The sequence below is a fragment of the Bacillus sp. FSL M7-0791 genome (assembly GCF_038627085.1).
In the GTDB taxonomy this organism is placed as follows: Bacteria; Bacillota; Bacilli; order Bacillales; family Bacillaceae; genus Bacillus; species Bacillus safensis.
Genome location: NZ_CP152022.1, coordinates 1,646,070 through 1,662,486, shown reverse-complemented (window position 1 = coordinate 1,662,486; position 16,417 = coordinate 1,646,070). Strand labels below are relative to the sequence as shown.

At 40.1% G+C, this 16,417-nt stretch carries 23 protein-coding genes; 8 read left to right on the top strand and 15 right to left on the bottom strand.

Annotated features, from left to right (window positions below; translation table 11 throughout):
* Positions 1-39: 39 nt before the first annotated feature.
* From MHI08_RS08405 to MHI08_RS08365, 9 genes are all read right to left on the bottom strand, one after another.
* Positions 40-657 carry a hypothetical protein gene (locus MHI08_RS08405; protein WP_024424084.1) on the bottom strand — a complete coding sequence of 206 codons (618 nt, stop codon included), beginning with the start codon at positions 655-657 and terminating at the stop codon, positions 40-42.
* 88 nt (positions 658-745) lie between these two features.
* The gene (gene nrdF, locus MHI08_RS08400) at positions 746-1,726 is read right to left on the bottom strand and encodes a class 1b ribonucleoside-diphosphate reductase subunit beta (RefSeq protein WP_024424085.1); all 981 of its coding nucleotides are present in this window, start codon (positions 1,724-1,726) and stop codon (positions 746-748) included.
* Positions 1,727-1,743: 17 nt separating this feature from the next.
* On the bottom strand, positions 1,744-3,846 hold the full coding sequence (gene nrdE / locus MHI08_RS08395) for a class 1b ribonucleoside-diphosphate reductase subunit alpha (RefSeq protein ID WP_024424086.1): 2,103 nt from the start codon (positions 3,844-3,846) through the stop codon (positions 1,744-1,746).
* The gene (gene nrdI, locus MHI08_RS08390) at positions 3,806-4,198 is read right to left on the bottom strand and encodes a class Ib ribonucleoside-diphosphate reductase assembly flavoprotein NrdI (RefSeq protein WP_008360380.1); all 393 of its coding nucleotides are present in this window, start codon (positions 4,196-4,198) and stop codon (positions 3,806-3,808) included. Before nrdI ends, nrdE begins: the two co-directional genes overlap by 41 nt.
* A 265-nt stretch (positions 4,199-4,463) precedes the next feature.
* Positions 4,464-4,676, bottom strand: a complete 213-nt coding sequence (locus MHI08_RS08385) for a hypothetical protein (RefSeq protein WP_003212415.1) — start codon at positions 4,674-4,676, stop codon at positions 4,464-4,466.
* Positions 4,677-4,755: 79 nt separating this feature from the next.
* The gene (locus MHI08_RS08380; protein ID WP_041109150.1) at positions 4,756-5,076 is read right to left on the bottom strand and encodes a YmzC family protein; all 321 of its coding nucleotides are present in this window, start codon (positions 5,074-5,076) and stop codon (positions 4,756-4,758) included.
* Between the two features lie 162 nt (positions 5,077-5,238).
* Positions 5,239-5,460, bottom strand: coding sequence for an RNA chaperone Hfq (gene hfq, locus MHI08_RS08375; RefSeq protein ID WP_024424088.1), 222 nt, complete (start codon positions 5,458-5,460; stop codon positions 5,239-5,241).
* A gap of 25 nt (positions 5,461-5,485) precedes the next feature.
* Positions 5,486-6,442, bottom strand: a complete 957-nt coding sequence (miaA, locus tag MHI08_RS08370; RefSeq protein ID WP_286099115.1) for a tRNA (adenosine(37)-N6)-dimethylallyltransferase MiaA — start codon at positions 6,440-6,442, stop codon at positions 5,486-5,488.
* Positions 6,443-6,512: 70 nt separating this feature from the next.
* Entirely contained in the window at positions 6,513-6,914 is a 402-nt protein-coding gene (locus MHI08_RS08365; RefSeq protein ID WP_025093278.1) for a YmaF family protein, read from the bottom strand.
* Between the two features lie 104 nt (positions 6,915-7,018).
* Between MHI08_RS08365 and MHI08_RS08360 the strand changes: the two genes are divergently transcribed.
* The 5 genes from MHI08_RS08360 to MHI08_RS08340 all read left to right on the top strand — a co-directional run bounded on the left by MHI08_RS08360 (position 7,019) and on the right by MHI08_RS08340 (position 8,640).
* On the top strand, positions 7,019-7,279 hold the full coding sequence (locus MHI08_RS08360) for a spore coat protein (protein WP_342500154.1): 261 nt from the start codon (positions 7,019-7,021) through the stop codon (positions 7,277-7,279).
* A 112-nt stretch (positions 7,280-7,391) separates the two neighbouring features.
* On the top strand, positions 7,392-7,661 hold the full coding sequence (locus MHI08_RS08355; RefSeq protein ID WP_342500153.1) for a TetR/AcrR family transcriptional regulator: 270 nt from the start codon (positions 7,392-7,394) through the stop codon (positions 7,659-7,661).
* A 12-nt stretch (positions 7,662-7,673) separates the two neighbouring features.
* Positions 7,674-7,868, top strand: a complete 195-nt coding sequence (locus MHI08_RS08350) for a hypothetical protein (RefSeq protein ID WP_342500152.1) — start codon at positions 7,674-7,676, stop codon at positions 7,866-7,868.
* A gap of 70 nt (positions 7,869-7,938) precedes the next feature.
* Positions 7,939-8,256 carry a multidrug efflux SMR transporter gene (locus tag MHI08_RS08345; RefSeq protein ID WP_024424092.1) on the top strand — a complete coding sequence of 106 codons (318 nt, stop codon included), beginning with the start codon at positions 7,939-7,941 and terminating at the stop codon, positions 8,254-8,256.
* Between the two features lie 15 nt (positions 8,257-8,271).
* Complete coding sequence (locus tag MHI08_RS08340; protein WP_024424093.1) at positions 8,272-8,640, top strand: multidrug efflux SMR transporter; 369 nt, start codon at positions 8,272-8,274, stop codon at positions 8,638-8,640.
* Between the two features lie 46 nt (positions 8,641-8,686).
* Here the strand turns inward: MHI08_RS08340 and MHI08_RS08335 are convergent, their stop codons facing one another.
* Both MHI08_RS08335 and MHI08_RS08330 read right to left on the bottom strand, forming a co-directional pair.
* Entirely contained in the window at positions 8,687-9,136 is a 450-nt protein-coding gene (locus tag MHI08_RS08335; RefSeq protein ID WP_254966876.1) for an OsmC family protein, read from the bottom strand.
* A gap of 76 nt (positions 9,137-9,212) precedes the next feature.
* Complete coding sequence (locus MHI08_RS08330) at positions 9,213-9,947, bottom strand: poly-gamma-glutamate hydrolase family protein (protein ID WP_024427035.1); 735 nt, start codon at positions 9,945-9,947, stop codon at positions 9,213-9,215.
* A gap of 584 nt (positions 9,948-10,531) precedes the next feature.
* Between MHI08_RS08330 and MHI08_RS08325 the strand changes: the two genes are divergently transcribed.
* Positions 10,532-11,857: a S8 family peptidase gene (locus tag MHI08_RS08325; protein ID WP_254966879.1), complete on the top strand. Its 1,326-nt coding sequence runs from the start codon at positions 10,532-10,534 to the stop codon at positions 11,855-11,857.
* Positions 11,858-11,946: 89 nt separating this feature from the next.
* Here MHI08_RS08325 and MHI08_RS08320 read toward each other — a convergent pair whose 3' ends face one another.
* From MHI08_RS08320 to MHI08_RS08305, 4 genes are all read right to left on the bottom strand, one after another.
* The gene (locus MHI08_RS08320) at positions 11,947-13,095 is read right to left on the bottom strand and encodes a Rap family tetratricopeptide repeat protein (RefSeq protein ID WP_076839615.1); all 1,149 of its coding nucleotides are present in this window, start codon (positions 13,093-13,095) and stop codon (positions 11,947-11,949) included.
* A gap of 162 nt (positions 13,096-13,257) precedes the next feature.
* Positions 13,258-14,007 carry a poly-gamma-glutamate hydrolase family protein gene (locus tag MHI08_RS08315; protein ID WP_087975403.1) on the bottom strand — a complete coding sequence of 250 codons (750 nt, stop codon included), beginning with the start codon at positions 14,005-14,007 and terminating at the stop codon, positions 13,258-13,260.
* 308 nt (positions 14,008-14,315) lie between these two features.
* Positions 14,316-14,789 (bottom strand): CarD family transcriptional regulator, encoded by a 474-nt coding sequence (locus MHI08_RS08310; RefSeq protein ID WP_024424099.1) that lies wholly within the window; start codon positions 14,787-14,789, stop codon positions 14,316-14,318.
* Between the two features lie 245 nt (positions 14,790-15,034).
* Entirely contained in the window at positions 15,035-15,292 is a 258-nt protein-coding gene (locus MHI08_RS08305; RefSeq protein WP_024424100.1) for a hypothetical protein, read from the bottom strand.
* A gap of 68 nt (positions 15,293-15,360) precedes the next feature.
* Between MHI08_RS08305 and MHI08_RS08300 the strand changes: the two genes are divergently transcribed.
* Both MHI08_RS08300 and bslA read left to right on the top strand, forming a co-directional pair.
* Positions 15,361-15,765 (top strand): hypothetical protein, encoded by a 405-nt coding sequence (locus tag MHI08_RS08300; RefSeq protein ID WP_024427030.1) that lies wholly within the window; start codon positions 15,361-15,363, stop codon positions 15,763-15,765.
* Positions 15,766-15,888: 123 nt separating this feature from the next.
* On the top strand, positions 15,889-16,413 hold the full coding sequence (gene bslA / locus MHI08_RS08295) for a biofilm surface layer hydrophobin BslA (RefSeq protein WP_024424102.1): 525 nt from the start codon (positions 15,889-15,891) through the stop codon (positions 16,411-16,413).
* Positions 16,414-16,417 lie beyond the last annotated feature (4 nt).

Here is a 16,417-nt window from a genome sequence, read left to right as displayed (position 1 = left end):
GCTCAAGTCTTCTGCTGAGCCGGTTTGTTGTGTATTCATTTACGCTAAGATGTTAACGACAAATTGAGACCATGTTTCAAGACGATCGAAGTATTCAGGCTTTTTCAAATCGGCTGCTTTCATCCATTTTCCTGAGATTTGATCTGTTTCTTTTACCTCTACATGAGCACCTGGAGATAGTTCAAGCGCTGATAACAGTCCAATGTGCACACGGCCGACACTGTTGTCATCGTCATTGATTAACCCAAGGGTTTTCATTTCAAGTTTGTCTTCTTCTTGAATTGAAAGTTCTTCGTCCAGCTCACGATCTGTATTTTCTTTTAGAATCTCAGCAAAGTTTTTTCCTTCGATGAAATTCATATGCCCCCCAAAGCCAAGAGATAACTTATGATGTAAGCGAGTCTCTCCTCCGCCTTGAAGTCTTTCGTATACATACACTTCGTCCTCACGCTTAATCACGACATAAGGAATCGGCTGCTTGAAGTCAGGATTTTCTTCTGCATCGCCTCTTCGCATTTGCTCGAAGTGCTCTTCGATTTCTTTCATAATGGTGCTGATTGTTTTCTCTTCACTGTTCACACCATTAAACGCAAGTGTTTCGTTTTGAAACACGCGTGCGCGTGGTGCTACTAAAATGATTTCGTCCATTTTTCCCATGTTCGGTAACCTCCAGTATGTAACTATCACATTGTTAGAAATGGCAAAAAGCCAAAACGAGTGATGCGTTTTGACTTTTACGCTTTCCTTATGATTCATCTCCAAAGAAGAAGTCGTCATCTTTTAACGGCTCAACTGTTGCTTTTTTGTAGCCGTTCCCTTTCATTGAGAAGAAGTCATGCGATTTTGTTTTTGTATTGAGTCCGTTCAATACAATAGGGTTAATCTCTTCTTCTTCAAAATAAGGGGCAAATCCAAGGTTCATTAACGCTTTATTGGCATTGTAACGAATGAATTTTTTCACATCATGCGATAAATTGACTTGGTCATAAATATCTTCCGTGTAATGAAGTTCATTTTCATAAAGCTCGTTTAAAAGGTCAATAGAGAAATCATACAGCTCTTTTTGCACGTCAGGTGTTTGTTTGTTGTAAATTTCTTGTGCTAATAATCCAACGTACACACCATGAATCGCTTCATCACGCAAAATTAAGTTGATGATTTCACCACTTTGCATGAGCTTTCCTTGTCCATAGAAATAAAGAGGGTAGTAAAAACCACTATAAAATAGGAAGCTTTCTAAATAAACAGAAGCAACCATTGCTTTAAAGAGAGAAATAGGATCGTCCTTTTGAATCGAACGGTATAAACTGACAATCATATCTGCTTTCTTTTGCAGGAATTTATTCTTCTTGACCCATTCAAACACTTCACTGATCGTTTCAGTTGGTGCGAGTGTCATGAAGATATTTGAGTATGATTTCGCATGCACCGCATTTTCCATCATTGCCATAAAGTTGAGTACAGCTTTACGCTGATGGCCGTCCACATGTTCAGCAACAATCGGCATCCCTGTATTTCCTTGTTCTGTATCAAGTAAAGTCAGTCCAGCAAGTACCTTCATATACGTATCTCGCTCTTTTTCACCTAAATATTTCCATGTTAAGAGATCTCCGTTTAAGGAAATCTCTTCTGGAAGCCAGAACTGCTTTACATTTTGGTTGTAAAACATTTGTGTAAAATCGTCTTCGTGTTTTGACCAGTTGGCTGCATCATAAATTTTTGTCACGTTAAACTCTCCTTTAATCAAACAACACAAGAAAGACAGCCTTCCTGCCCTGTATCCTTCGTTCTTGCATAATAAAGTGTCTTAATGCCTTTATGGTGTGCATAAAGATCGATGCGGTTTAAATCACGCGTTGTCATCGTATCTTTTAAGAATAGTGTAAAGCTGATTCCTTGATCGACGTGCTGCTGAATCGTTGCGATCATATCGACCACTTTAAACATGTCCATATCGTACGCTTCTTTATAGAAGAACCAGTTTTGTGCTGAAAGACCTGGCATTGGGTAATAGGTTTTGCTGTTGCCATATGTTCTTTCTTCGATACGTTCCATAATTGGCATCACAGAGGCTGTTGCCGATTGAACATAAGAAATGGAACCTGTTGGTGCAATACACAAACGATAGCTGTGATACATGCCATGTTCCGCTACAAATTCTTTGAGTGCGGCCCAGTCTTCTTTTGTTGGAATGTGCATGCCTTCAAATAGTGCTGCTGCTTTTTCTGTTTTTGGTGTGAAATCATTTTCCACGTATTTATTGAAGTACTCACCAGTTGCATAGCCAGAGCCTTCATAACGATGGAATGTTTCTCCTTTTTCTTTCGCAAGCTCACTTGAGCGTTTAATTGAATAATAGTTCACCATCATAAAGAACGTATTTGCAAAATCTCTTGCTTCTTCACTTTCATAGGCAATTTGGTTTTGAGCTAAATACCCGTGAAGATTCATCGCGCCAAGTCCGATTGACTTCATCGCTTTGTTCGCTTTTCGAACAGCCGGTGCATTGCGAATGTCCGTTGTTTCAGACACAAGCGTTAGTGAGTCTGTTGCAAGCTTGACCGTTTTTTCAATCGATTTGTTTTTCATGACATTCATAATATTTAATGAACCAAGGTTACAAGAAATATCAAGACCGATTTCATCTTCTTGATCATAGTCCGTGTAAGAAGAAACCTCTGAAGCCTGAAGAACTTCTGAGCAAAGGTTTGAGAATTTCACTCGTGAAATATGGTTCAAGGCATGCTCTCTGTTTACATTATCTTGGAACATGATATATGGATAGCCTGATTCTGAGCGTAGAACAGCCAATTTCTCAAGAAGCTTTCTCGGATTGACTTTTTCTTTTTTGACTTTCGGGTTTTCTACAAGCTCGTCATACATTTCTTCCATGTCCATCTCATCAAGATGCTGTCCATATTCTTTATAGACTGTATGCGGATAGAAAGTATAAGCTGTTTTATCTTCTCTAGCAAGCTCGATAAATTTATCCGGGATGACGACTCCGATGGACAGAGTTTTCACGCGAACATCTTCATCGGCAGAGATTTTTTTCGTATCTAAGAAATCATTGATATCTCTGTGGAAAATATTCAGGTAGGCACTGCCTGATCCTTGTCTTTGCCCCATTTGATCTGCATATCTGAATGCATTATCAAGAAGCTTCATCACGCCGACAACACCTTTTGTCGCGTTTTCGACATCTTTGATTGCTTCGCCTTTTGCACGGAGTTTTGACAGGTTCAAACTGACGCCGCCGCCTAATTTTGACAGCTGCATTGAAATATCAATCGCTCTTGAAATATCGTTTAGTGAGTCATTTACTTCAAGCAAGAAGCAGCTCACAAGCTCACCGCGTCTTTTACGTCCAGCGTTCAAGAAGGTTGGTGTACTTGGCTGGTACTCTTGATTGATCATCAGCTCTACAAACTCAAGTGCTTTTTCTTTATCTCCACCCGCAAAGAAAAGTGCTACAACTGAAATGCGGTCTTCATAGCGTTCAAGGATTTTCTTTTTATCATTTGTTTTCAGTGCATAGTCATTGTAAAACTTAAACGCACTCATAAATGATGGGAATCTAAATTTTTTGGCATATGCAGCTTCAAAGACTTCTTTAATATCTGCCATGCTGTATTGTCTTAAAAATTCTTCCTCATAGTAGTCGTTTTCTATTAAGTAATCAATCTTCTCTTCTAGATTGTGAAAAAAGACCGTGTTTTGATTAATGTAATCTACGAAATAACTATGTACAGCTTCTTTGTCCTTATCAAACTGAAACTTTCCTTCTTTTTGAATCATAATTTCGTTATTTAATTGTATCCACTTTGGAACCTGATTTTGTGACAATTCTTTCTACCTCCTGTGTAAACAATTCAACATCCCTTTTTGTTCCGCTTAGTTCAAAGGTGTGCAAAATAGGAACTTGATATTGTTTAGAAATCGTATCGGCGCTTTTTGCAAAATTATCTCCCCACACTTTGTTGCCACTCACCGCAACACCTAGTAAAAGGTGAGCATTTTTCTCTAAAAAGGACTGAGTGGTACTAGGGACTTGTCCAAATCCTGTCGTAAAGGTGACGAGAATAAACGGCGTATCCAAAAACTCTTCTCCAGTCAATTTTCGTTTGTCTGTAAAAGGGGTCTTGTCCAAAAAGCGTTGAACATTTCCTGTTTTTGAATCAAATACGATTTGAATCAATTCCATCACGACCTAGTTTTTAGTATTGTTGATCATTTCGTTATTCACTATATATAGTATACTATGTTTTTTCAAAACACAACATATAGATGTTCGAAACGAAAAAAATCAACCAACCCGGCCGAACCTTCATAGCCGAACTCGTACGTTCAAATAAATAGAGCAGAACAGGATCTAAAAATAGACTGCTCTACTCCCTATTCAACTGAAACCGAAATCTATCATAACACGAAAAAAAATCGCTTAGTAGACTAGACTTTTTGTTTTATTTTTTGTAGGCATCGCACTGTAAATCTTCTGACACTTCTGTAATTTCCACTTCAACACCTAATTCTTTTAGCACCGCTTCAAGCGCAGAGACGATTGAAGCTTCTCTCACTAATTCTTTCCCATTTACAGAAACGCTCGTTCCATATTCGAAACAGGAATCGTCTTCACAAGTTTGTTCCCAATGATTAATTTTAATTTTATGTGTCATGAACTCATCCTTTTCTGTCTAGATGTCTGATGCATGATTATAGTGTAGCGACTTCACATTCATTTGTAAATTTACGTGCTTACTCTTCTTCCTCAGAGCCATCATCATATTCTTCGTCGTCCCATTCATCTATGTATTTCGTTGTAACGAGAGTCAGCTCTCCTTCTTTTTCATCAAACCGGTACACATGTACTTGATCATCTTTCACAACTGCAAAATGATTATTTTTTAGTGCAGCAGATGATGGTAAAATTCCATCTGCATTTTCATGAGAATGGTTATTCCAACTTTCTTGTCTCGTTTCAATGTTTGAGATAGCGCACGATCCAAACAAGACAACAATTCCAATCAAAAGGAGGATCACTCTAATCCTTCTTAATTCAAGCTCTGCATTTTCCATATGAATCCCCTCACCCTTCTAATATCCAATAAGGAATTATACGGAAAATTGGCAGAAAAGTTTCATTGCATGCAAAATAGCCCCTCTGCACTGACAAAAAACGTAGCGGGTTCCGGCCGGTTTATTCGCAGAGGCATGGGGCTATTTTAAATACAACATATCCTATTCTAATTCTAGATTTACATTCTTTTGAGGTGCAAATGTAGAAATGGCGTGTTTATAAATAAGCTGCTGCTTCCCTTCTGTTTCAAGCAGCACCGTGAAATTGTCAAACCCTTTCACTTGACCGCGAAGCTGAAAGCCATTCAGCAAGAATACTGTGACAAATGTATTGTCTTTGCGGATCTGATTCAAAAACTGCTCCTGAATATTAATCGGTTTCATGTTTCGTCCTCCTTGATTCTGATAACTACAGTTTCGCTTTAAGTCCAAGCTTTCCTGCTATATATGCGAAAATTTCCTCTTTTTTGTCTGAAAAGTGGCAAGGCGGTGTCATATCAAACCAAGTGACCGCCATTTTATTACGGAACCACGTGAACTGACGCTTCGCATATCTACGGGAATTTTGCTTTAATTGCCCGATGGCTTCATCAAGTGAGCAGTCACCTTGAAAATAGGCATACAGCTCTTTATAACCAATGGCTTGAACAGACTGACAATCCTTCAAGCCAGATTGATAAAGTGCTCTCACTTCTTCAATTAAGCCTTCATCTATCATCATATCAATTCTTTGATGAATGCGCTCGTACAAAACCTCTCGATCCATTTTCAGCCCAATGAAGGCTGTATCATAAAGAGGAACTTCTTGATGCCCGTTTTGCATCTCCGACATTTTCTGACCTGTTGTATGAATCACTTCCAGCGCCCGGATCACGCGGCGGACGTTATTCGGATGAATAGCGTTTGCCGCATCAGGATCTACTGCCTTTAGCTTTTCGTGCAGCAAAAGCGCGCCGTGCTGCTGTTCAAAGAGCGTCATTTCTTCTCTAAAAGCAGGATCACTTTTCTCATCCGTAAATGTGTAATCATATAAAACAGATTGGATATAGAGGCCTGTTCCGCCGACAATCATTGGCGTTTTCCCTCTAGCGGCAATCTCTTTGATTTTCGCACGAACCAGCTGCTGAAATTCAGCTGTCGAAAAAGATTCGTCCGGCTGTTTAATATCAATTAAATGATGCGGGATGCCATTCATTTCTTCGGGAGTGATTTTAGCTGTTCCGATATCCATCCCTTTATAAATCTGCATAGAATCCCCGCTGATAATCTCTCCATTAAATGCTTTGGCTATATCAATGCTCAATTTGGTTTTGCCGACAGCCGTCGGCCCTACTAACACGATTACTGGCTGCTTCGTTTTATTCATAACATCACTCACTTTTACAAAACTGCCTACAGTATAGCATAACTTTTCTTACTCTCCTATCTCCTGCCCATTACCAGCCAAGCGGTTCATTTCCAACCACTTCATATGTTTTTCCTTTTAAACGATGCTTATGTGTTGGCCGCTTCTCATCTGGACTATAGACGACACCTCCATATGGAATGGGAACAGAATCGAGATAGGCTGAATAGGTGACTTCCTCGATCTCGTGATAATGTGTTCCATCCACTCTAGGAATTGCCGGCCCTGTGACCCCATAGTACCTGTGAAAATGCCCTCTTTCAAAGGAGGTGATCCCCCGATAAAAATGAGTATGCCGGTCTGTACTGCTTCCATTTACAGGCTGAGAAATACCTTCTATTAAATGATAATGCCCCTCCGTTACATCTGTACGTGCTTTATATGCATGAGCATGCGGCGGACACTTTGCCCAATCAGATGGATACAGGCCCATTTCTAACATTCCTCCTTATATTAGGCGTTCACCCAAACATCTGTAGGCTGTTGGAATACACTGATGTCAGTTACAGTGATTTTATGAGAAAGGAGCCTTTTATTATGAATTATTTTGACGCACCTCCGTTTATTCAAGAAGACATGAGAAGACCTTTTGGATTCGGGTTTGGCCGACCTGGTTTTGGATTTGGGAGACCTGGTTTTGGATTTGGCCGCCCAGGCTTTGGCTTTGGAAGACCTGGACCTCCATTTTTAGGTGGTTTTGCTGGAGGCCTGCTTGCTGGATCTCTGCTTGCGCCAGGATATGGCTATGGATACCCTTATCCGCCATACCCGCCATATGGACCATACCCTTGGTATTAAATATGACGTTTAAGTGAAAACATCCGTTCATAAAATGAATCGATTGACACACTCTTTTTTCATGGGTTAACATTTACTTTACCGACTGTTCAGTAAAGTAGGTGTTTTTTTTATGTCTAAAACCAAAAAAGAGCAAATTTTTGATGCAGCTGCCAGCACAATTTTAAAAGAAGGATTAAGCCAGCTCACCCTTCAGCAGGTGGCAGAGCATGCAAATATGACCAAAGCTGGTCTGCTTTATCATTTTTCAAGCAAGGAAGAGCTCATCCAACAAATGAATGAGCATGCGATTCTTTGCTTTCGTCAGCAGCTCGAGACGTATTACGAAACATACAAACACGAAAAAGCCCCTTATGTACGCGCATATCTATTGGCCACATGACATGATTTAGACATGCAGCATACGACCCAGCTATGTACAAGTATGCTGGCTACCATGTCATTTGATGATGCGCTGCTGCACCCTTGGCGTGCTTTTTATGCGGAGTTCAAAGAAAAAGCAGCTGAGGAAATAAGCGATCCTGCACTGAGTCAGCTGATCCGCCTTGCATGTGATGGGGGATATGGTTTTCAGAAATGTTTCAGCTAGAACCGCTGAAAAGAGAGGAAAAAAACCTTTTACTTCATCGGATTTTACACCTATTAGAGGAGGGATGATCATGATCCTCGGATATCTTTTTTTGGCTGTGGCCATTTTTTCAGAAGCCATTGGCGCCGCGATGTTAAAATTATCTCATGGTTTTACGCGCTGGAAGCCTAGCGCGGTTGTTGTGGCTGGCTATACACTTGCTTTTTATATGCTGTCATTGACACTGAACATTATTCCGCTTAGCATGTCTTATGCAACATGGTCTGGGGTTGGTACGGTCCTCACGGCTATTTTTGGCGTGCTCTTTTTCAAAGAAACCTTGAACCAAAAAGCCGTCATTGGCATGGCGATGCTTGTCTCAGGGGTCGTACTATTAAATATGTCATAAAGGATGTGGGAGATGATGAAAGGAATACTCTACTTAACAGGAGCCATTTTGACGGAGGTTTTTGGCAGTACAATGCTGAAGCTTTCTCAAGGCTTTTCGCAGCTGCTGCCGAGTATCGGGGTACTGATAGGATTTGGATGCGCCTTTACTTTCCTGAGCTTGGCACTTAAAACCATCGAGCTCTCGTCTGCCTATGCAACCTGGTCTGGCGTTGGAACAGCTCTCACTGCTCTTGTAGGACTTGTGCTGTTTAACGAAACAATCAGCACGAAAGGCTACATCGGCCTTGCACTTGTCATCTGCGGCGTGATTGTCTTAAATCAATCCAAGAAGCAAAAGAACGAAACCAAAGCACAACTCGATCAAACCGAATGGACGTCATAAAAAAAGTCATTTTCTCCATATTTCTAGAGAAAATGACTTTTTTGTTTTAACGGCCGACTTGAATGGTTTCTTCTAAGGAAATGTTCACATTCCCCTGAACAGCTCTTGAAATCATACATGAGCTTTCGGCTTTATGCGCAAGCTTTCGGGCCAGCTCAATATCATCTGCGGAAGCGGACTCTTTGAGGGTGATGAGAGGCCGATGAATGATTTCCTCATAAGTAAACACGCCATTTGTCACATCTACGACGGCTTCAGAGCTCATCGATAGATCCTCTTTCTCTAATTGACTCCGCTCCATCATGGCTGCAAGTGTAATGATATAACACGTAGCCGCTGCACCTAAGAGCATCTCATCTGGATTGGTTCCAATACCTGGACCGTCCATTTCCTTTGGAATCGAAATCTTTGTTTTTAATTGTTCACATGCAATTGTACCCACATCGTTACGCAGACCGGGCCAGCTTGCCTGAAGATGAAAATGATGACGCGCCATATCCGTCTCTCCTTTTGTTATCACTGTTCATAGTGTAACAAGAATTCCACTCCTTGTCTTAACATGTGCACAGCCCTTATGTATATTCTTCATCCAGCACTGTCCGAATCGCCCTTACATAACGATAGAATGTCTCGTTTTTTGTACTTGACCGCCTCCGAAAATCGAAACTGTCAAATAAAGCTTCACGCTGACTTCTACTAATCTCAAGCTGCACACTCTGCCCTGTTTTTGTAAGATTATTAATATTATGATTGCTTGTCCCGCTCAGGGTTGCGTGTGCGACAGCTAGTTCAGCAGAAAACCCGTTCCGCTCTAATGAGTTGACAATTTTCTCTGCACGATCGTAATCTGTTCCGCCGACGAGAGTATGGTCAATTCCTTCCTCGCCTTTGTATCCATGCACTGCTAAGATGTAATCATGTGCTTTTGCCTGCGCGACGCCGATTGGCTCATCAAAGTTTGTACTTGTAATATGAAGTTCTGATGCATTCTCTCTTAGACCTTCAAATAAATACGTCGAAAAATCGTTGTCAAAAAAATGGACGATCTCGCTCACGCCGCCTTCGATCCTCCCACCATGAGGTGACATCACAAGAAGGCGGCTGCCGGGCACTGGGTTGGCTGTAATGTTATAGCTGCTCGTTGATTCGTTTTCTTCAAGTTCTTTAAAATTTCGATAAATATCATTTGAACCGCTTTCGTCTTCCCCACCTGATGACACTGGCTCATCATGTTCCTGTGCTTGCATGGTATAATAAACGCCCCATCCGATCGCAAGCAGGAGAAGCAAAGCAAAAAACTTCTTCATTCCCGTTCTCCTTTAACAGATTTCTAAGCCGTTTCTATGATTTATATTGAATCATCATTTCTTATCATTTTTTCCACATTTTCTCTTCACGTTTGATCATAACACTCTAGATCATGAGATTCCTCAAAAATAAGATAATTGCATTTATATACACAGAAACGCCTCTCCTCTTTGAAAACAGAGTTAGAATAGTATGACAAACAAATGACGTTATGTTTAATATGACCTAGTCCTATCCAGTCTGTTTTCTTTAATTCGGCTTTTTTTGATAAGGATTTGATGTTTTCCATCTGTCACGCATCACATTTATATGAGCATTGACCCTGTCCACAGCCCTCCTTTTTCTGCAAAATCCTTTGTTTCACTGGTTCTCTCAGAAGAACTCTCCCACCTATCATCGGCAGATTCTATATGATTTCCACCTTTTTCTATTATTTTACAAAATGTAAGCGCTTTTCTTTTTTTGAAAGACTAAGCAAGCCGCCAATATAAAGAAAAGGAGGGACAAGAATCCGAACCAAGCAGTTCTCATTCTCATAACGTAAGAGTGTACGAGAATGGATAGCTGGAATGGAGGGCATCACATGTTTGGATTTTCTATGGTGCAAATGGTCAGAACACATGCTAGTAAACTAGATCAGCCTTTAAGAGAGACCGTTCTTCACCTTTATAAACCTTTTAAATGGACGCCATGCTTTCTTCATCGTTTTTTCGAAGGCAGGCTGAAGAAGAAAAAGAAGCTTCGTGTGATCATTGAATTTAAGGAAGGTGCAGCCGAGGCAGGGATTCAAAGCACAAAACAGTTCATGAAAAAAAGCAGAAAAACAAATATAAAACGGCATTTTTCACATATCGACTGCTGCGCTGCTGATTTAACGCCTGCTGCTTTAGAGGAGCTATTAACAAACGGTGAGCATATTCGTAAAATTTATTTAGACCGGAAAGTTCATGCGTTGCTGGATGTAGCCACACAAGCGAGCCATGCTGAAGAAGTCACCCGAAACGGGACAACTTTAACCGGAGAAGGCATTACGGTCGCTGTCATTGACACAGGAATTTATCCGCATGAAGATTTAGATGGAAGAATTCGAGATTTTGTGGATTTCGTCAAACAAAAAACAAAACCTTATGATGATAATGGCCACGGTACTCACTGCGCGGGAGATGTCGCTGGAGATGGAGCCGCTTCAGATGGCTTATACAAAGGACCCGCCCCAAAAGCAAATCTAATTGGCGTGAAAGTGTTAAATAAACAAGGGGCTGGATCACTTTCTACTATTATAGAAGGGGTTGAATGGTGCATACAGTTCAACGAAGACCACCCTGATGATCCGATTCATATTATCAGTATGTCGCTAGGCGGAGCTGCGCAGCGTTATGATGACGAACAGGACGATCCAATGGTGCGTGCTGTCAATGCGGCTTGGGATCAAGGGATTGTTGTATGCGTCGCTGCCGGAAACTCTGGTCCTAACAGCCAGACGATTGCAAGCCCTGCTGTCAGTCAAAAAGTCATTACGGTTGGAGCCTATGATGACCGGAATACACCAGAATCAAGTGACGATGTCGTGGCACCGTTTTCAAGCAGAGGGCCAACTGTTTATGGGGAAGCAAAGCCTGATATCCTCGCACCAGGCGTAAACATCGTTTCTCTCAGATCACCAAGATCCTTTCTGGATAAACTCGATAAATCAAGCAGAGTCGATGAGGATTATACAACGTTATCTGGCACATCGATGGCAACACCGATTTGTGCTGGTATTTGCGCTCTACTGTTAGAGCATTCACCAGATTTAACGCCAGATGAAGTCAAAACCCTGTTAAAAGAAAATACTAGCAAGTGGTCTGGGGATGACCCGATGATTTATGGAGCAGGTGCAATTGACGCAGAAAAAGCAATCAAAGAATAAAGAAAAAAGCCCTTTACGTTTTGCGTAAAGGGTGTTGTTTGTCTCATTTTTAAGTGTGAAGTCTTTCATCTACTTGAGCAGCTGACATGTTATGCTTCGTTCTCATACATCTCATCTCCTTTTTGAATGTGCGTACGCGCTTCGATCACAATCTCAAAAAAAGTGGAGGATTCCTTGTACATGTCGCGTTCCTTATAATAATTAGCCGCATCAAGTGCTAATTCCTCTAAATCAGCAAACATTTTTTTATTTCTCAGACCAAAAAGGGCCGACCTCAATTGCTCACAGCCGTCTTTCTCTATATAGAGCGCCTGCAAAAATTGGAATTTCAACTGATAAATTTCATCTTCCAATACACAAGCTTCTTTCATTCCTATAGATATGGCCTCGCCCGCCCGCTGAAAATCTCCGAGTTTAAAACAAGTAAGGGCAAGTGAAAACAACGATTTGATCATCGTGGATGCTTGATCTTTCTGATAAAGTGAAATGGCTTGTTCAAAAAAGACAGTCGCTGTATGGTACGTTCCCATACTATAATGGCAAGTGCCTAAGTTATTAAGAGCCATCGCTTTAAAGTAAGATGTGCATTCTTTTTGTTCCATCGCTTCACAGACCTTTAACGCTTTTTCTAAATAAGGAAGCGCTTTTTGATACTGATTAACATCAATCCAATTACCTGCCATGACAAAATCACATTGAATGCTTCTTTTTCCATAAAGCTGATGTTTCTTGTAGATGTCTCTTGCCTTTTTAGCGTAGTGCATGGAGAAATAGGTTTGTTTCATATGATAGTAAACTTCTGCGATTTTATAGTAAAATTCTGCTTTTTCAATCTCATCTGTCACTAAAATCAGTTGATGTTCAGCATGCTTGTAATATGAAATGGCCTCGATATAGCGGCGCTGGATAAACGCATACATTCCATGAAAAAAATGAAAATAATAGCCGAGTAAGCCCGTCATCTCATCTTCTGCATCGTCAATTTCTTTAGGAAAGGACACTGCTTGAAGCGTTTCACTCCCTGCATGGACTGGCGCTAAGTGCTGAAGCATCATTTGATGGCGAAAATCCATTAGAGAATAGTATAGGAGTAAATCTTGATCCTCTTCCATATCATGAATTTCTTCTTCAACAAGGCGCTTCATGCCGTTTGCCTGTTCAACTTCAAATTTGCAAATATGCGTGTACCATTGATTGATTTTTACACCTACTTCGGAAGATGGTATTTTATGTGCCATCCACTTCAGCCCCATTCTATCATATCAAACTGATAACTATTATTTTACATAATTTATGTTTTTAAGGCAAATTGTAAGTTATTACATATTTTATGTTCGAATCGCATATTCCTATCTTTTTTACCAAGTTTAAATAGAGTACTTTTGCCCAACAAATTTTTATTACGAAGAAGGGTCGAATTCTCTGAGCACTTCTTTTAACGCATTAATATAGCGTCTGAATGCTTTTTTCTTTCCCTTTCTCGTCTCAAAATTGTCAAAAAAAGCTTCTCTTTGCGCTGTACTAATTTCGAGCTGAACGCTTTCACCACTCGCATTTCGATTATTTATATTTTTAGGGTCTGTACCAGAAAGCCGTTCGCCTTTTTGTACCATTTCTGCGGAAAATCCCCGATCTTTTAGTTCTCGTACAACTGCTCTTTGCATTTTTTCATTTGTGCCGCCAACGAGCGTGTGTCTTTTATCACTTTTATAGCCGTGGATGGAAATTGAAAAAGGATACGTTTTAATCATTTGAACCAAAATGGGTTCATCAAAATTGGTACTCGTGATATGCAGGTCCCGGTTATTGTCTTGCTTTGTACCTTCGAACAAATACGTAGAGTACTTTTCTTGAAAGGCTTCTACAATTTCACTTGTTCCTGGTTCAATTTCACCTCCATGAGGAGAAAATACAAGTAAATCACTTCCGCCCTTTTCGTGAAATTCTATCTCATAACCGTCTCTTTCATATCGCATGAGCTGTTTAAAGTTTTCATATTGATCGCCTTGTTTTCGCTCTTTTTGATACTTTTCTACCTCTTGATGATGCTGCTTTTGTTCTTTTTTTTCTTGAACAGAATGGCTGCATTTCACCATTAAAAGAGTACACAGAATAAGAAAGATGAATCCACATATTAGTAACCTTTTCATTTCACCGCTCCTTTTTTCTCTTAGGTGTCATCTTACCGCAATATTTTACTATCAATGGCTTAGAAAATTCAAAGGTTGTCCGGCTCATTTGAATGAATCAGGAGAAGTTACCTGTTTTTCATATGATCTAGGTATTTCAGAGGTCTTTAAATTTTTGTTGTGAACGTAAAAACTAAATCGTATGACCTCATTTCAATTTTAGTTAAAACCACCTACAAAAATGGCAATATTACTCTTTTTTTCAAACAAAAAAGCTGTAAACAAAAGGATGTCCCCTTCAGTTTACAGCTAGTCTCTGTATATCATCATTACATTCTTAATTCATTCTCTAAAGCTGTCATCACTTCATCTTGCGTCAATCCCTGTGCAAGTGAAATCTCACTCACTAACATGCCTCTTGCATCTTCAAGCATCTTCTTTTCACTTGAATTTAACGCTTTCTTCTGATTTCGTCTCATTAGATCTTTGACAACGTCTGCACCATCTTCGATCGCACCTGTTTTTAGCTTTTTCAGATTTTCATCATATCTTTGCTTCCAAGTAAGCGTGTCGTCGTTTGTTTCTTCTGCAAAATTGTTCATCACAACTTTCAGCGTTGCTTGATCTGCTACCGGACGTATACCTAGTTGATTGATTCTGCCTTTTGGGACCATCATCTGCATATTCGGCATTTGAATCAGGAAATATTCCTGCGTCTTACCTAAAATCTCTTTTTCTTCCATTCCTTCAATCACACCGGCTCCATGCATTGGATAAACAATTTTATCACCTATTTGAAACAAATCCGCCACCTCCGAAAGTATTCACAATATCATTATAACACATTTCATCAGAGGATAAAAATTTATATTTTATCATGTTAATTTAGCACTAGTCAATTCTTTTTATTTGAGTTTTTTCAGAAAAAGCCTTTTTTTATAAAAGAAGCAGAAGCATCCAGTCCTCATGACTCTTTCTTGCATATACTAGCATTGAGTCACATTTAGGAGGGATGACAATGTGCAAATGCAAGTGCAAACATTCCCACTCACACTGCCATAAAAAGCATGACGATCATTGCCATGAGGATCCATGTAAAGAAAAAAAGTTTTGTCATAAAAAAGATAAATGGTTTGAGAGCGATTTTTGGGATACCTCTCGAAGCTACGATCCCTGTTATTTTCCTAAAAGTGTCTGCAGCAGATGTAAAAAGCGTCGCAGAAGAAGACACAGCTACACAATTTAACGCTTGACGCTTTACCTGCTTTTCCTTTTCCCGGCTGAAAAGCCGGTTTTTTTCTTTCATATGGATAGGCTCATGAAGCAGATCTGTCTCATAGGATATGGCAACCTGACATAAAGGATGAGATATACATGAACGATATGAACAGCCAAATGAATCATTATCACCAAGAAAATCCCTATCACACATTTGAAAATGTGTATACAGCCAATCATGAGCATATGGTGGCGCCAAACATGCATGATCATATGAATATGCCAAACCATTATCATAGCGGCAAAAAAGATATGTATAACGCGCACCATCCACATCATCATTCAGTTTATTCACCGTTCCCAAATCAGCATGATACCTTTTCAAAGCATGTTCCAATGAAGGATCACCATCATCTAGGCCATTATGGTGGATATGGAATGATGCCACATCATCCATATGGTTATCAAGATATGCATATGATGATGCCAACAAACCAGCAAATGCCAGGCCATTATTACGGAATGAATCAACCAAATGCGCTTTTTCCCCGCTATTACTAAAGAATGACAAAATAAGGGTATAATATCCCATTTAATACCATATGGTAATATGGTAACATTATAGGTAAATAATGGGTGTAATCATCTATTATTTACCTATATTCAACAAGGGGGAAGGAAAAAATGAAAAAAACGTGGACGATTCTTATGATGGGGATGCTCACATTGGTTATGGCGCTGTCAGTACCGCTTTCTGCATCTGCTGAGGAAGCCGGCAAAGCAACAACCAATGCAAAACCAGCTGCACTTTACGCAAAAATTACAGGAGCAAGTAAGCAGGAATGGTCTTTTTCTGACATTGAGCTGACGTACAGCCCAAATTCTGTTCTAAGTCTTGGTGCGGTTGAGTTCACTCTGCCAAAGGGTTTCCAAGCAACGACGAAAGACATTATGAACGGCAAAGCATTAAAAGACAGCTATATTTTGAACAACGGACAAACCGTTCGTATTCCGCTCAGACTGGATTTACTTGGAATTTCCAAGTATACATTAAAGCTTTCACATAAAGTACTCCCTGCTGCAGGTACATACACGTTCCGTGCAGAAAATCGAGCCATCAGCATCGGTTCCACATTTTATGCAGAAGATACGATTGATATTAATACACGGCCAGTTGTGGTCACACCGCCAGATCCTTGCGGATGCTAAATAA

Excerpts from the sequence above, each read along its gene's own strand:
- MHI08_RS08365 (WP_025093278.1), bottom strand. The coding sequence starts at position 6,914 with ATGGGCCTGTATCCATCTGATTGGGCAAAGTGTCCGCCGCATGCTCAT.
- MHI08_RS08340 (WP_024424093.1), top strand. The coding sequence starts at position 8,272 with ATGAAAGGAATACTCTACTTAACAGGAGCCATTTTGACGGAGGTTTTT.
- MHI08_RS08300 (WP_024427030.1), top strand. The coding sequence starts at position 15,361 with ATGAACGATATGAACAGCCAAATGAATCATTATCACCAAGAAAATCCC.
- MHI08_RS08305 (WP_024424100.1), bottom strand. The coding sequence starts at position 15,292 with ATGAAAGAAAAAAACCGGCTTTTCAGCCGGGAAAAGGAAAAGCAGGTA.
- MHI08_RS08355 (WP_342500153.1), top strand. The coding sequence starts at position 7,392 with ATGTCTAAAACCAAAAAAGAGCAAATTTTTGATGCAGCTGCCAGCACA.
- hfq (WP_024424088.1), bottom strand. The coding sequence starts at position 5,460 with ATGAAACCGATTAATATTCAGGAGCAGTTTTTGAATCAGATCCGCAAA.
- MHI08_RS08345 (WP_024424092.1), top strand. The coding sequence starts at position 7,939 with ATGATCCTCGGATATCTTTTTTTGGCTGTGGCCATTTTTTCAGAAGCC.
- MHI08_RS08350 (WP_342500152.1), top strand. The coding sequence starts at position 7,674 with ATGCAGCATACGACCCAGCTATGTACAAGTATGCTGGCTACCATGTCA.
- MHI08_RS08325 (WP_254966879.1), top strand. The coding sequence starts at position 10,532 with ATGTTTGGATTTTCTATGGTGCAAATGGTCAGAACACATGCTAGTAAA.
- MHI08_RS08330 (WP_024427035.1), bottom strand. The coding sequence starts at position 9,947 with ATGAAGAAGTTTTTTGCTTTGCTTCTCCTGCTTGCGATCGGATGGGGC.
- MHI08_RS08360 (WP_342500154.1), top strand. The coding sequence starts at position 7,019 with ATGAATTATTTTGACGCACCTCCGTTTATTCAAGAAGACATGAGAAGA.
- MHI08_RS08405 (WP_024424084.1), bottom strand. The coding sequence starts at position 657 with ATGGGAAAAATGGACGAAATCATTTTAGTAGCACCACGCGCACGCGTG.
- MHI08_RS08385 (WP_003212415.1), bottom strand. The coding sequence starts at position 4,676 with ATGACACATAAAATTAAAATTAATCATTGGGAACAAACTTGTGAAGAC.
- miaA (WP_286099115.1), bottom strand. The coding sequence starts at position 6,442 with ATGAATAAAACGAAGCAGCCAGTAATCGTGTTAGTAGGGCCGACGGCT.
- MHI08_RS08380 (WP_041109150.1), bottom strand. The coding sequence starts at position 5,076 with ATGGAAAATGCAGAGCTTGAATTAAGAAGGATTAGAGTGATCCTCCTT.
- MHI08_RS08315 (WP_087975403.1), bottom strand. The coding sequence starts at position 14,007 with ATGAAAAGGTTACTAATATGTGGATTCATCTTTCTTATTCTGTGTACT.
- bslA (WP_024424102.1), top strand. The coding sequence starts at position 15,889 with ATGAAAAAAACGTGGACGATTCTTATGATGGGGATGCTCACATTGGTT.
- MHI08_RS08335 (WP_254966876.1), bottom strand. The coding sequence starts at position 9,136 with ATGGCGCGTCATCATTTTCATCTTCAGGCAAGCTGGCCCGGTCTGCGT.
- MHI08_RS08320 (WP_076839615.1), bottom strand. The coding sequence starts at position 13,095 with ATGGCACATAAAATACCATCTTCCGAAGTAGGTGTAAAAATCAATCAA.